The 13,296-nt window shown below is 40.1% G+C and carries 13 protein-coding genes, 1 tRNA gene and 1 pseudogene; 6 read left to right on the top strand and 9 right to left on the bottom strand.

Annotated features, from left to right (window positions below; genetic code table 11):
• Positions 1 to 267: 267 nt before the first annotated feature.
• The 6 genes and pseudogenes from flgE to AAEZ18_RS00990 form a co-directional block, all read right to left on the bottom strand.
• Entirely contained in the window at positions 268 to 1,632 is a 1,365-nt protein-coding gene (gene flgE, locus AAEZ18_RS01015) for a flagellar hook protein FlgE (RefSeq protein ID WP_179807093.1), read from the bottom strand.
• Positions 1,633 to 1,681: 49 nt separating this feature from the next.
• On the bottom strand, positions 1,682 to 2,359 hold the full coding sequence (locus AAEZ18_RS01010) for a flagellar hook assembly protein FlgD (RefSeq protein WP_011327465.1): 678 nt from the start codon (positions 2,357 to 2,359) through the stop codon (positions 1,682 to 1,684).
• A gap of 13 nt (positions 2,360 to 2,372) precedes the next feature.
• Positions 2,373 to 2,804, bottom strand: coding sequence for a flagellar basal body rod protein FlgC (flgC, locus tag AAEZ18_RS01005; RefSeq protein WP_011327464.1), 432 nt, complete (start codon positions 2,802 to 2,804; stop codon positions 2,373 to 2,375).
• Positions 2,805 to 2,809: 5 nt separating this feature from the next.
• The gene (gene flgB, locus AAEZ18_RS01000) at positions 2,810 to 3,217 is read right to left on the bottom strand and encodes a flagellar basal body rod protein FlgB (RefSeq protein WP_041454356.1); all 408 of its coding nucleotides are present in this window, start codon (positions 3,215 to 3,217) and stop codon (positions 2,810 to 2,812) included.
• 628 nt (positions 3,218 to 3,845) lie between these two features.
• Positions 3,846 to 4,675, bottom strand: a pseudogene (locus AAEZ18_RS00995) (CheR family methyltransferase).
• A 20-nt stretch (positions 4,676 to 4,695) separates the two neighbouring features.
• Positions 4,696 to 5,631 (bottom strand): chemotaxis protein CheV, encoded by a 936-nt coding sequence (locus AAEZ18_RS00990; RefSeq protein ID WP_011327460.1) that lies wholly within the window; start codon positions 5,629 to 5,631, stop codon positions 4,696 to 4,698.
• Between the two features lie 138 nt (positions 5,632 to 5,769).
• Between AAEZ18_RS00990 and flgA the strand changes: the two genes are divergently transcribed.
• The 3 genes from flgA to flgN all read left to right on the top strand — a co-directional run bounded on the left by flgA (position 5,770) and on the right by flgN (position 7,298).
• On the top strand, positions 5,770 to 6,477 hold the full coding sequence (gene flgA, locus AAEZ18_RS00985) for a flagellar basal body P-ring formation chaperone FlgA (RefSeq protein WP_011327459.1): 708 nt from the start codon (positions 5,770 to 5,772) through the stop codon (positions 6,475 to 6,477).
• 76 nt (positions 6,478 to 6,553) lie between these two features.
• Entirely contained in the window at positions 6,554 to 6,874 is a 321-nt protein-coding gene (flgM, locus tag AAEZ18_RS00980) for a flagellar biosynthesis anti-sigma factor FlgM (protein ID WP_011327458.1), read from the top strand.
• A complete protein-coding gene (flgN, locus tag AAEZ18_RS00975; RefSeq protein WP_011327457.1) occupies positions 6,867 to 7,298 on the top strand; it encodes a flagellar export chaperone FlgN in 432 nt (143 codons plus the stop codon). The genes flgM and flgN overlap by 8 nt, the downstream gene beginning before the upstream one ends.
• 419 nt (positions 7,299 to 7,717) lie before the next feature.
• Here flgN and AAEZ18_RS00970 read toward each other — a convergent pair whose 3' ends face one another.
• On the bottom strand, positions 7,718 to 8,176 hold the full coding sequence (locus AAEZ18_RS00970) for an LPP20 family lipoprotein (protein WP_011327456.1): 459 nt from the start codon (positions 8,174 to 8,176) through the stop codon (positions 7,718 to 7,720).
• A gap of 155 nt (positions 8,177 to 8,331) precedes the next feature.
• Here AAEZ18_RS00970 and AAEZ18_RS00965 point away from each other — a divergent pair, with 155 nt between their 5' ends.
• A complete protein-coding gene (locus AAEZ18_RS00965) occupies positions 8,332 to 9,525 on the top strand; it encodes a flagellar assembly protein FlgT (protein WP_011327455.1) in 1,194 nt (397 codons plus the stop codon).
• Here AAEZ18_RS00965 and AAEZ18_RS00960 read toward each other — a convergent pair.
• A complete protein-coding gene (locus AAEZ18_RS00960) occupies positions 9,522 to 10,424 on the bottom strand; it encodes a LysR substrate-binding domain-containing protein (RefSeq protein WP_041454354.1) in 903 nt (300 codons plus the stop codon). The two genes, AAEZ18_RS00965 and AAEZ18_RS00960, sit on opposite strands and share 4 nt — an antisense overlap.
• Positions 10,425 to 10,537: 113 nt before the next feature.
• Between AAEZ18_RS00960 and AAEZ18_RS00955 the strand changes: the two genes are divergently transcribed.
• Positions 10,538 to 11,266 (top strand): glutathione peroxidase, encoded by a 729-nt coding sequence (locus tag AAEZ18_RS00955; RefSeq protein WP_011327453.1) that lies wholly within the window; start codon positions 10,538 to 10,540, stop codon positions 11,264 to 11,266.
• 70 nt (positions 11,267 to 11,336) lie between these two features.
• Complete coding sequence (locus AAEZ18_RS00950) at positions 11,337 to 12,785, top strand: dihydrolipoyl dehydrogenase (protein ID WP_197107741.1); 1,449 nt, start codon at positions 11,337 to 11,339, stop codon at positions 12,783 to 12,785.
• 426 nt (positions 12,786 to 13,211) lie between these two features.
• Here the strand turns inward: AAEZ18_RS00950 and AAEZ18_RS00945 are convergent.
• Positions 13,212 to 13,286: transfer RNA gene (locus tag AAEZ18_RS00945), tRNA-Arg, on the bottom strand.
• Between the last annotated feature and the right edge of the window lie 10 nt (positions 13,287 to 13,296).

The raw sequence follows: 13,296 nt of genomic DNA, 5'->3' as shown, positions 1-13,296 counted from the left end.
AGTAAAACTGCACCGCCAAGCAATGTGGTATACCGCCGGTAGCTGCAGAAATTATAGGGATGAGGTTCTAGGGGCTAGGTTCTAGGTTGATACCTGACGCCTCAAACCTGCTCTTTAAATTTCTACCTAAAACCTGATACCTGACGCCTCAAACCTGCTCTTTAAATTTCTGCCTAAAACCTGATACCTGACGCCTCAAACCTGATCTTATAAACAAAAAAGGCTGCAATTAAGCAGCCTTGAATATTCAAATTAATAAATTGTGCTTTATCTAATTTGCAGAATACTTTGCTGAATTGTTGAGTTAACTTCCAGCGCTCGCGAGTTTGCTTGGAAATTACGCTGTGCGCTAATCAAATCAACTAGTTCGTTAGTTAAGTTTACGTTTGACTGTTCAAGCGCTGATGAGTTGATATTACCTAATGTGCCAGAGCCTGGTTCACCAGCAATAGGCTCGCCTGACGCTATACTCGCTTTCCAACCTGTGCTGCCCACTTGTTGTAAACCTTGTGAGTTTGAAAAACGTACCATAGCCACTTGGCCTAAAAATGTAGAGTCGCCATTACTGTACGAAGCCACAACTTTACCATCGGCACCAATATCAATACCCGCTAAACGGCCAACCGTTGCACCGTCTTGCTCAAGTGCTTTTACTTCAAAGCGACTTGCGTATTGAGTAGGTATTTTATTAGCTGTACCGGTTTCATCACGCCAGTTAATTTCAACAGGCGCTGGGAAGGTAGCGCCATTGGTTAATAAGTCAGAAAGCCCCGCTGCACCACCGCCACCAGCTGCAATTGACAATGGATTAAAAGTATTACTTACGTTTGGCGTGCCGTCTGTACTTTGCGGTAAGCCACTTGAGTCAAACTTAAAAGTAGTCATAGGAGTGTACGGAGCTACTGTTTGTTCAACACCATTGGCACCAAAGGATTTACCATCAAGTGTTGAATGTACGTTCCATTGATTTTCATTACCGGGTACTGCAGGGTCACTTTTCACAAAAAATAGCTGCAATACATGTGGCTCACCGAGTGAGTCATACACGGTTGTTGAGGTTGATGAATTATAAGTTGCACTTTCGGTAGGGTTAAACGCAATTGTAGGTGCAATTGATCGTGAATCTAAATTAAATGAGCTATACACGCTTGAAGTAGCACGCGGCGATCCTGACGAGTCAGGTATTTGTAAAGCCGATGAAGTGCTTAAACTCACTGATGTAGTATCGCCTGTTGAAGGGTCAACCGGAAAGCCTTGTAAAAAGCTGCCATTTGCATCTACCACAAAGTTGTCTTTGTTTAACTTAAATGCGCCGGCACGTGTGTAAGTAAAATCTTGCGCGCCTAGGTCTTGGCTGGTTGCAAAGTAACCTTCACCGGTAATCGCTAAATCTAACGAGTTATTGGTAAACTGTAATGATCCTTGGTGAAATTGTTGTGCAACCATAGTCGTTTGCACGCCGTCACCATTTTTTGTTTTACCCGAACTAAATACCGACGATGCATACACGTCAGCAAATTCTGCGCGCGACTCTTTAAAACCCGTAGTATTTACGTTGGCTATATTATTTGCCGTAACGTTTAAATCTTTTTGTGCGGCAGCAAGGCCGGATAATGCAATATTGAAGCTCATAATTGACCTCTAAACTATTTAATTTTTAGCCCGCTGGCTAATGAATCTTTTACGCGATTTCTGCAACATCAGTCAGCCTAACCGCACCTTCTTTAGTGTTAATAATGATGCCATTTGCACCATTAATATTCACACTCTCAATATTTTTAAAGGTAGCAATTGGCAGGCTCGAAAACTCACCATTAGTACTCCCCTCGGCTTTAATTTTATATTCACCAGGGGGTAGGCGCTCACCTGCTTCATTTTTACCATCCCATGCAAAACGCACTGCACCTGCTGGTTGCGAGCCTAAATCTATAGTTCTAACTAACTGCCCAGACTCGTCTTCAATTCTAAGCTTTAAGCTTTCAACTGGCTTTTCGGCAACAACTGAGCCTCGTGCATCACCTGCTTCATTTAAATCTAACGTGTCAGACTCTAAAAGCGCCTGCTTACCTACTAATGTAGATGCTTGCAGTGCTGAGTTTGATGTCATTGATGCAGCTAAAGCTTCAAAGTTAGAGTTTAAATTTGAAATTCCCTCAGCCATAGTAAAGCTAGTCATTTGCGCAATCATCTGATCGTTATCAGCCGGTTTACTCGGATCTTGAAACGACAGTTGCTGCGTTAGTAATGAGAAAAAATCTTCTTGGGTTAACGCATCACTCTTGTCTTTACTGGCTGCTTGTTTTTCTTGCCACCGTAAAGAGTCTAAATAGGATGAAGATGTACTAATATCGTTACTCATAACCTACCCTCTGTTACCGCTGGCCTAGCAGCAGTGTTTTACTTAACATTTGCTTTGCTGCATCGGCAACTTGCACATTTGTTTGATACGAACGAGAGGCAGAAATCATGTTTGCCATCTCCTCAACAACATTAACGTTGGGTTTATAGATATAGCCATTTTCATCCGCACTTGGATGGTTTGGGTTATATTCGATTTGTAATGGTTTGTTGCTCTCAACAATGCCTAATACTTTAACGCCAACAGCGGAGCCCTGTGGATTACTTGCTGATGCTGAAGCTTTAGTAAGCTCAGCAGCAAATACAGGTTGTCGCGCTCGGTAAGTTTTATCCTGAGAAGAACTAATAGTATTCGCATTAGAAATATTACTTGCGGTGGTGTTTAAACGCACATTTTGTGCGCTCATACCAGAACCAGCAATATCAAAAACATTATATAAACTCATAATTATTATCCTTGGCTACCGAGTGCTTTTTTCAGACCTTTAAATCTGCCGCTTAAAAATTGCAAGCTGGCCTGATACTCCATAGCATTCTGTGCATACAAGTTTCGTTCCACCTGTATATCAACTGAGTTGCCATCACCTGTATCTGGTTGATTTGCATTACGAAACATTTCTGAACCACCTACTTCTTTACTACCACCGGCAATGTGTTTACTGTTGGTTCTGACCATACTATTGCCGCCTTGTTGGTGTGACTTTGCCGTTTTTAGTGCAGAGGCAAAGTCTATATCTTTTGCTTTATAGCCCGGCGTATCAGCATTAGCGATATTGGTAGCGAGCATTTCGGCTCTTTGCGAACGGATCAACATAGCGTGCGGGTGCACACCAAGCGCTTTATCAAAACTGATAGCCATAACCATCTCCAAAAAATTGACTTAGCTTGAACAAAGCAAGAAATAAGCCATTTAACTAATTTTTGTTTAAAGTTATTTACTAAGCTGATTAAACATAGCTATTTAAAGTGCAGGTTTTAGGGGGATTTTAAGGCAATAAGTAAATTGATATGAGCCAATACAGTTATTATAAAAAATGCCAGCAGTTAAAAACTCTAAAGCACATTTGCACAATGGATGCGAATGGCAGTAAATGAGCAGTGATTTAAACAGATAATTTATCTATTTTTTCTTCTCTAAAGCGCAGCGCCCTCTTAGCCTCTTTGTGAATAAAGCATTAAAATATTATTTTGCACAAAGAGAAAACAATGAGGGGAAATGAGGAGTAACTTAAACATATAATCTAGTGGTTTTACCTCTCTAAAGCGCAGCACTTCATAGCCTTTTTGTGGATATATTTGCTTAAATATATTGGCACAATGCGCTTTAAATAAGGGGAGGTGCGAAGCTATAACTTATACAGAGTGCTTGGTAATACGCAAAGCTTGGCTAATTACTTGCTTATCGCTAAAACGAAAAACGACGCTAAATGCGTCGTTTAAATAATGCTTAAAATGTGCAAGTTGCTCGCACTTCACCACACTTGCAGTTATTTCTTTTGATAAATGATACCAGGGTTACATCTAACCATATCAAAATCGTTACTTAAACCACTCATCGATTCCGACGCACCTAAAAGTAAATAACCTTTAGGATTAAGTGCTTGAGAAAATTTAGCAATAATTTTTGCTTTTACTTCTGGTGCAAAGTAAATCAACACATTGCGGCAAAATATAATATCAAACTTGCCTAAAAGCGCGTATGAGTCGAGTAAATTAAGGTGTCTAAAGTTAACCTGCTTTTTTATTGGATCAATAACCTGAGCCATACCATTGCCGCTGTCTTTAAAAAACTTTTTGCGGCGTTCGACCGAGAGCCCTCTTGCTAGTGCTAACGCGTCATACTCGGCGTGTTTACACATATCCAGCATAGTATTTGATATATCGGTAGCCACTATTTGGCTCCCATGCGTAAAACCCCAGGAGAACTTGTCTGAAACTCAGCAACCGACATAGCAATTGAATATGGTTCTTGACCAGAAGAGCTTGCCGCAGACCATATTTTTAATGGTCTGTTAAGCCCTTTAAACTCTGGAAACAGTTTAGTTTTTAATAACTCAAACGGATATTGATCTCTAAACCATAGGGTTTCATTGGTGGTCATTGCATCAACCACTGCAGCGCGTAATTGGCGCTCATGCAAACCCAACGTTTTATTTACTAGCTGTGACAAAGACTCAACATTAAATCGCTTCATTAACGGCGCTAAACGGCTTTTAACCAAGTATTGTTTGTTTTCGCCTAATACAATACCGCACTGTTGTTCTAAAAATAAGCGAAATTGATCGTATTCACTTTGCTGTAAATCTTTACTATTCAAATCAATAACACCTATATTTATTAATCACAATGAACCCACTTTCTTACTGCTGTTGCGAGTTCGTCGGGATTAAATTTTGCAATAAAGTCATCTGCACCTACTTTTTCAACCATGGCCTGATTAAACACGCCACTTAACGAGGTATGTAAAATAACATGTAATGGTGCCAATTTAGGGTCGGCTTTTATTTCGGCGGTTAATGTATAGCCATCCATTTCAGGCATTTCTACATCCGAAATAAGTAACCCTACACGTTCTGTAATATCGTTTACGCAGTCATGTTCGGCTATTTCTTTTAATCGCTTAAGTGCTTCTTTACCATTTTTGGCAAGCTCAGTTTGAACGCCAAGTGGCTCTAATGCTCGCTTAACTTGGTTTCGTGCTACTGCTGAGTCATCGGCAATAAAAACAATTCGCTCGCCTAAATCTTTTTTAATGTCACCTTGTGTAGCCGCAACATCGGCACTTACTTCGGTATTAACTGGGCAAATTTCGTTTAATATTTTTTCTACATCTAAAATTTCAACTAATTCGTTTTCTATTTCAGTTACAGCAGTTAAGTAAGAATACCGGCCTGCACCTGGCGGTGGCGGCATTATTTTTTCCCAGTTCATATTTACAATACGCTCTACACCGCCAACTAAAAAGCCTTGAACGGTACGATTATATTCAGCAATAATTATAAAACTGTCTTTAATATTTTCAATTGGACGCCCACCCACAGCCATAGAAAGGTCAATAACCGAAATAGTTTGGCCGCGAATATGGGCAACACCACGAATGTAAGCATTTGATTTTGGCATATTGGTAAGAGGAGGACATTGCAGTACTTCTCTCACTTTAAACACATTAATCCCAAAACGCTGACGCCCTCTGAGTTTAAATAGTAGTAGCTCTAAGCGGTTTTGCCCCACCAACTGGGTTCGTTGGTTTACTGAGTCTAAAATACCTGCCATTCAAATCTCCTAAAAAACAAACTATACGGAACGATAATTGCTTTGAATCTATAAAGTCACATAATACAACGGGAGCGTCTACTTTTTGACGCTAAATATTTATACCCTGTTTTAACCTATAAGCATAGCCGAAACATTATGAGTTTGTTAAAAAAAATCAGAAGATACAGTGTTTTTTATGTTCTTACTAGCCTCTGTTTAACTTTGCCTTTAGAGGCTAAAGTATTTAGCAAAGACATATTACAACAAATGGCTATAACTCATGTTGCTGCGCAAATTAACAACCTTGATGAAAATAAAATACAGCTTAGTGCGTTACCGCTCGACCCCCGCACTCCCGATCGCAGTTGCGAATCAGAGCCTGAGTTATTACTCCCCAGCGATCCGCCTTTTAATCGCCAAGTAACATTACAAATAAAATGTAACGACACTAACAACTGGGCCCAGTATGTACACGTAAGAGTAACCGAAACGGCTCCTGTTGTAGTTGCTAATGTAAATTTAGCTCGCGGCGAAGTAATAACTGCGGCGCATTTAAGTATTGAAATGCGCTCAACTCACTTTATCAGAGTACAATATTTAGATAACCCAGCATTATTAATAGGCAGCCGAAGTAAACGAAATATACGCAGCGGAATGCCACTTTTATTGAGCCAAATATGCATGGTGTGCAAAGGCGATGCTGTAAATATTAATGCTAATATTAAGGGCTTAAAAGTTAAAACAACCGGTATTGCACTTGAAGATGGTAGCCTTGGCGAGCAAGTTAAAGTAAAAAACAAAAAAACCGGTAAAGTTTTAAATGCTCGCGTAGATGGTGTAGAGTCTGTACAAGTTAATATATAATTTAAATTTATACTAAAGTATCTTATGTATATGCCGATAACTTGGCATTAGTTGGGTAATATACAGGTTTATTATTATGGTCGGTCAAGTTAATAAAGGTAATCAACAAGCAAATGTGTTAACTAACACTAAGCAGCAAAAAGTTGATATACAAAGAGATAATGCAAATACGCAAGCTGCACAGTCTTCGGCGCCTAAAGCTGCCAGCGACTCTGTAAGCTTAACCCCGCAAGCTAAACAGCTAAAAACTCTGCAAGATAAAGCGCAGCAGTCTCCTGGTTTTGATACCGATAAAGTGGCAGAGCTTAAAAAAGCAATCACTGAGGGTAAATACCAAATAGACAGCGAAAAACTTGCAAAAAACCTAGCTGAATTTGAGTTTAACGTTTATGGCTGATCACAATAGTTTAATTACCATTAAACTAAATGAGCAACACAATTGCTTAGAATCACTTAATATTTTATTAAATGACGAGCTAACATCTATTGCCTCGCGCCGTGGTGAAGGTTTAAAAGAAATTGCCCAACAAAAAATGTCTTTTTTAACCACGCTAAGCAACCTCGATAAAGAGCTCAACAAGTTGATTGCCAATAACGATGAGCAAACAACCGAGATCACCGATTTAATTAAACTAATACGCAGCAAGCTTGAGCAATGCCAAAAGCAAAATGAAGTAAATGCCCACGCAGCGCATCAAGCACAATTAAGCGTTAAACAATTAAAAGATATTTTAATTGGTGCCCCCTCTTCTATGACCTACGACCAAGCCGGTAGTGTAATAAACACCGATAATAATTTGGTACGTAATTTAAAAGCTTAATTAAAAAACTTAATTAAAAATAACGTCCTACATAATAAAAAAAGCCTTAACTGTTGATCAGCTAAGGCTTTTTTTGTTTTTAGAGTTACTAACGTTTTTAGGGGGACTAGGGTCTGTTGATCTTTCAAGGTTAAATTTGCAGCAGTGTGTTTGGTATTAAGGCAAGGCAGAGCCTATGTGGTGTGGTTATTCCCCATAAATAGGCGATAACGCAGCATTAATGCCAAACATGCGCTGCCCGAAGGGTTCTGCCTAGGAGCGATTGACTCTTTGTTGCCTACATGGATGTAGGTAAGGGGCGTGAGCAGGACGCGGAAGCTTTGCTCGGTTTTTACTTAGCCCACTAGGTTACAAATCTCGCGCCGCGATTAAATCGCCCCTAGTTTGAACAAATTTTAATCCGCAAAGGTCAACAGACCCTAGTAATAAGTTACTTTTTTAACTTCTCGGGGTTTAATTTCGCCTATGTACAGGTCGTGCACGCGCTTCATATTTAGTTCAAGCTCAGTTATATAGGTGTCGTCTACCGCGTAGGCTTTTATAACTTGTGCGCCTTTAATAATGCCCTGCACTTTGCTTTGTAGGTAATCGTCTTGTGCTATAGAACCTGCAACTGTAGTACCTGCGGTAATTTGTTGCCCATACACTTGCTCTGCAAGCTCTCGATACGCTTCTAGCTTAGAAGCTTTAATAGCCATTAACTGCTTTTGCGACTTATTAACACCCGACTGCAGGCTAATAGGTGCATAACCCACGGCTTTTAATACCGGATAATTGTTTGGCTCTACATATTTGTATTCAACGTGCTTATCAAACATATTGCTACAACCGCTTAAGGTTATGCATCCTAACGTGATAAGTAATGGCATTACTCGCATAGTACCTAGCCCTAAAAAACAAATTAAATAATTATACGATACTTATGCAGGTTTAATGCCATTGACACTTAAGTGGTATTTACTCACAAATAATACTGGTACGCTCCTTGCTGTATAACTTATGCTAATAGCTAAAATTTAACTGGAGTAAATGTATGAATTCGTTTTTATCATCGGTATTTGCAGGATTAAGCGCAACTGCTTTATTAACGTTTTCGCCTTTTACTGCAGCGCAGTGGTATGAATCGACCGGCCATGCACAAGTTAAAAGTAGCGATGTAGGCGCAGCTAAATCTGCAGCAATTAAAGATGCCATTACACAAGCGTTAGTGTTCTCTGGTGCGCGGGTAAGCTCGGTACAAACCTTAGTAGACGGCGTGCTAATGCAAGATCAGCTTAAAATAAGCAGCCATGGCGAAATTCAAAAAATAGAACTTGTGAGCGAAGAACGTCATAATAATCAGCTAGCTATTACACTACGCTTAGATATTTTTGCGCAAACAGAGCAATGCCCACAAAGTAGTTTTAAAAAGTTTGTGGCCGTTACCCAAAGCCAGCTTAATCATCGTGAACAAGCCCGCATGGGTCAAATATTTGACATAGATAAAGCGGTTAGCAAAAATATTTATACCGCATTGCAAAAGTCAAAAATGAGCGCTGTACCAATCGCTTATTACAATAACGCAATAAAGGTCGATAAGTATTTTTCGCAGCAACACGACTACTCTAATGCGCAACTAGAAGATATTTCCTCGCGTAGTAACGCGCAGTACGTTTTATTAAGCCAAATAACCAACCTATCAACTAGCGATAAGCTCAATAGCGACTATGCCTTTTGGCAAGACGAAAGCTATCAACGTAGTTACCAAATAGAGTTTACCCTTTTTGATGGCACTACTTATGAACAGCTTTGGCAAAATAGCTATAAAAACCAAGCTATTTGGCCATTTGAAAAAACTGCTATTGTTGATGTTAACAGTAGTATGTTTTGGCAATCACCCTATGGGCAAAGCATAAACGATATAAACCAAACGCTAAGTTACGATTTACAATCAGCTATGGCCTGCTTGCCTACTCAAGGAAAAATTATGCACCTTGATCAGGGCAACATAGTGATTAACTTAGGTAAAGCACATGGTCTTAAAAAAGGTCAACTACTTAGCATAGCACACCACAATTACCTAACAGACGCTTTAGGCAATACTATGCCGCATAAAGTAATTACCCTTAATAGCATTCGTGTTGAGCAGTTATATCAACAAAGTGCCATTGCGGTAAGCATTAATAATGCACCACTTCCGGGTGTGCAAATTAACGATATAGTCGAAATAGTTAGCCAAAACCTTTAATTCAACGATTTAGTTAATTTAGCCTTTAAATTAGGGTGAGCCGACAACCATTCACCCAATTGTTCAACCCCCGATAAATGCGGGTAATGCTTTCTACATGCAAATACTATATTGCGCTGCTGATTAGGATAAATAGCTAAATAATTAACCCCTACGCGCTCAGTACAAGCCAATTTAGGCACAAATGTAACCCCGTCATCCATAGCCACCAGCGCCAGTAATGTTTCTAAACTATTACCCTGATACTGGCTCGACACATTAACTCCTGCCGAAAAACAAAACTGTTGGGCTTGATCTTTAAAGCAATGGCCATCACTTAACATTAATAGGCTGCATCCTTGTAATTCGCGCAGCGCTACTTTTTTTTGCTGAGCTAATGAATTATCGTGTGATACAGCCACTAAAAAATCTTCTTTGTATAAATTAACGCTATGGTACTTTTTGAGCTCGGGTACATCAGCTAAAATTGCAAAGTCGAGCTCACCGTTATCTAGCGCTTCTAAAATTGTAGCGGTTTGCATTTCAATAAACGAAAAGCGACTATTAATAAACGCCTCTTTCATTGAAGTGAGTAATACCGGCAGTAAATAAGGCGCAATGGTTGGAATAATACCAATAGTTAACTTACCCTGTAGCGGCTCGTTTGACGTAGCAGCAAGCTCTTTAAGTATTTGTGTTTGTTCTAAAATAACATTAATTTGTGTTAATAAACGCTCGCCTTTAGCGGTTAATGTTACCTGCTTAGTAGAGCGATCAAATAAAGTAACACCGAGCTCCTGTTCAAGTTTTTTTACTTGGCCACTTAAGGTAGGCTGGCTTACAAAGCACGCATCGGCCGCTTTACGAAAGTGCTTAAAGTGCGCTATGGCTTTTACATACTCTAAATCTTTTAAGTTCATATTCATTACCAGGCTGATAGCTTATACCTATCAGTTTAATACAAACAAACGATTGGAACTATATTTAAATCACCGCCATAATGGCTATCAACAAATCAAGAGGAACAAAAATTATGTTAAACAATATTGAAGGCAAAACAATCCCAAGCGTTACATTTGCAACTCGTCAAAACGATGAATGGAAATCAGTAACAACCGACGACATTTTTAAAGGTAAAACTGTTGTTGTATTTTCACTACCGGGTGCATTTACACCAACGTGTTCGTCTACTCATTTACCACGTTACAACGAACTGGCTGGCGTACTTAAGCAAAACGGCGTTGACGAAATTGTATGTTTATCGGTAAACGACACCTTTGTAATGAACGCATGGGCTGAGCATCAAGAAGCGCAAAACATTACTTTACTACCAGACGGTAACGGCGAATTTACTGACGGCATGGGCATGTTAGTAGACAAAAACGACCTAGGTTTTGGTAAGCGCAGCTGGAGATACTCTATGCTTGTAAAAGATGGCGTGATCGACAAAATGTTCATCGAACCAGATTTACCAGGCGACCCGTTTGAAGTATCTGACGCAGATACAATGCTTGACTACATCAACCCTAAGCAAGCTAAACCAGAGCCAGTAACTGTATTTACTAAACCTGGTTGTCCGTTCTGTTCAAAAGCTAAAGCGCTTCTTACAGAAAAAGGCTTTGCATTTGAAGAAATTGTTATGGGCTCAGGCGCATCACTAACAAGCCTTAAAGCAGTATCTGGCCGTGAAACCGTTCCACAAGTATTTATTGGCGGTAAGCACATTGGTGGCTCAGACGATTTAGAAAAATACTTTGCTTAATTAATAATTTTGCTCAATTAGTAAATATAAATAGGGGCACTGGTTGCCCCTATTTTATAAGGAAAAAATAATGAAAGAATTGCAAACCGACGTTGTTGTTATTGGTGCGGGTACTGCGGGTTTAAGTGCTTATCGTAATGCTAAACAATTTACAAATAACGTACTTATGATCGAATCAGGCCCTTACGGCACTACCTGCGCACGAGTTGGTTGCATGCCGAGTAAATTATTAATTGCAGCTGCTGAAGCTGCGCACTCAATCACAATGGCACCTGCATTTGGTGTACATAGCTCTGCACCACGTATTAATGGTAAAGAAGTGATGGCACGCGTTAAAAGCGAACGCGACCGCTTTGCCGGATTTGTAGTAGAAGCTGTAGATGAGCTTCCAAGCGATGACAAAATTCGTGGCTATGCTAAATTTTTAGACGCAAACCGCATACAAATAGATGATCACACCATAATTACTGCTAAACGCTTTGTTATAGCAACCGGCTCACGCCCTTCATACCCTGGCGTATTTAATAATTTTGGCGACAAATTAATTATAAACGACGACGTATTTGACTGGGACGACCTTCCAGAATCGGTAGCCGTATTTGGCCCAGGTGTTATAGGCCTTGAAATTGGCCAAGCACTGCACCGTTTAGGCGTTAAAGTAAAATTATTTGGTGTTGGTGGTGCAATTGGCCCCCTTACCGACCCAGTAGTAAAAGACTACGCAAACACCGTATTTGCCGAAGAATTTTTTGTTGATACCGACTCAAACGTATCCGACATGATGCAAGTAAACAACAAAGCGCAGCTTACTTACACCGACAAACAAGGTGCTAAACACACCGAGCAATTTGACTACGTACTTGCCGCAACGGGGCGCGTACCAAACACAGATAAACTCGGCTTAGAAAACACCGGTATTGAACTTGATGAGCGCGGCGTACCTGTTGCTAATGCTAAAACAATGCAATGTGGCGATTCAAATATATTTATCGCAGGCGACGCCAGTAATATGCTGCCACTATTACACGAAGCATCCGATCAAGGCCTAATAGCTGGCCAAAATGCTGGACGCTTCCCCGATGTACAACCAGGATTACGCAGAGCAAAAATTGCCGCCGTATTTAGCGACCCGCAAATAGCCATGGTTGGCGAAAGTTATAAAGAGATCACCACTCGCTTAGGCAGCTGCGACTGTTTTGAAATAGGCGAAGTAAGCTTTGAAAACCAAGGCCGCAGCCGCGTCATGCTTAAAAACAAAGGGCACATGCGTGTTTACGCAGAGCAAGGCACAGGGTTATTTTTAGGGGCAGAGTTTATCGGCCCACAAGCCGAGCATTTAGCTCACCTACTAGCATGGGCGGTACAAAACAAAATGACCGTACCACAAATGTTAGAAATGCCTTATTACCACCCAGTGATCGAAGAAGGGCTACGCACAGCGCTGCGCGACTTAAACGCCAAACTTAAATTTGGCCCAGACATTGTAAATTCATGTATGGAATGTGGCCCAGGGGCATAAGCTTAGGGCTTACAAGGCTAAATAAAAAAGCGAGTAAATTTATTTACTCGCTTTTTTATGCTCAACTTAAAGCGAGTGAGTAACAACCAATCGATAATGCAAAACTGCGATATTAATTGATAACATAATTTTTCGTTGGGTTTCGCTTCGCTCAACCCAACCTACGTAAAAATTAACCACCCATGTTACGTTTAACACGACTCGCCAGCGCGACAAAACCTGAATAAAGTTTTTTATATCACGGCCTAGCTTTAACTTAGTGCTGTAATATTTATTCGACTGAAGTGATAAATTGAATTAGATGTTTAAAATACAGAAGTATTAATAATCTTTTTTTGAAAATGAATGCCTGAGTTAGCACAGCTACATATGTGCTAGATAAAGTTTGAACTTCAAAGTACCAACCCCGTAACTCATTGATTTTACTGGTAGCCCCTGCAAGAATCGAACTTGCAACTGCCCCTTAGGAGGGGGCCGTTATATCCATTTAACTAAGAGGCCTAAACTGAGG

Origin of the sequence: Pseudoalteromonas sp. 19-MNA-CIBAN-0066, assembly GCF_040308705.1 — a bacterium.
GTDB lineage: Bacteria > Pseudomonadota > Gammaproteobacteria > Enterobacterales > Alteromonadaceae > Pseudoalteromonas > Pseudoalteromonas nigrifaciens.
Note: the sequence above shows the minus strand (reverse complement) of the source record. Positions and strands in the feature narration are given on the sequence as shown.

Bases quoted from the DNA above. Each gene is read 5' to 3' on its own strand.
- AAEZ18_RS01010 (WP_011327465.1), bottom strand. From the start codon at position 2,359: ATGAGTAACGATATTAGTACATCTTCATCCTATTTAGACTCTTTACGG.
- flgM (WP_011327458.1), top strand. From the start codon at position 6,554: ATGGTCGGTCAAGTTAATAAAGGTAATCAACAAGCAAATGTGTTAACT.
- flgC (WP_011327464.1), bottom strand. From the start codon at position 2,804: ATGAGTTTATATAATGTTTTTGATATTGCTGGTTCTGGTATGAGCGCA.
- AAEZ18_RS00970 (WP_011327456.1), bottom strand. From the start codon at position 8,176: ATGCGAGTAATGCCATTACTTATCACGTTAGGATGCATAACCTTAAGC.
- AAEZ18_RS00960 (WP_041454354.1), bottom strand. From the start codon at position 10,424: ATGAACTTAAAAGATTTAGAGTATGTAAAAGCCATAGCGCACTTTAAG.
- flgE (WP_179807093.1), bottom strand. From the start codon at position 1,632: ATGAGCTTCAATATTGCATTATCCGGCCTTGCTGCCGCACAAAAAGAT.
- AAEZ18_RS00950 (WP_197107741.1), top strand. From the start codon at position 11,337: ATGAAAGAATTGCAAACCGACGTTGTTGTTATTGGTGCGGGTACTGCG.
- AAEZ18_RS00990 (WP_011327460.1), bottom strand. From the start codon at position 5,631: ATGGCAGGTATTTTAGACTCAGTAAACCAACGAACCCAGTTGGTGGGG.
- AAEZ18_RS00965 (WP_011327455.1), top strand. From the start codon at position 8,332: ATGAATTCGTTTTTATCATCGGTATTTGCAGGATTAAGCGCAACTGCT.
- flgB (WP_041454356.1), bottom strand. From the start codon at position 3,217: ATGGCTATCAGTTTTGATAAAGCGCTTGGTGTGCACCCGCACGCTATG.
- AAEZ18_RS00955 (WP_011327453.1), top strand. From the start codon at position 10,538: ATGTTAAACAATATTGAAGGCAAAACAATCCCAAGCGTTACATTTGCA.
- flgA (WP_011327459.1), top strand. From the start codon at position 5,770: ATGAGTTTGTTAAAAAAAATCAGAAGATACAGTGTTTTTTATGTTCTT.
- flgN (WP_011327457.1), top strand. From the start codon at position 6,867: ATGGCTGATCACAATAGTTTAATTACCATTAAACTAAATGAGCAACAC.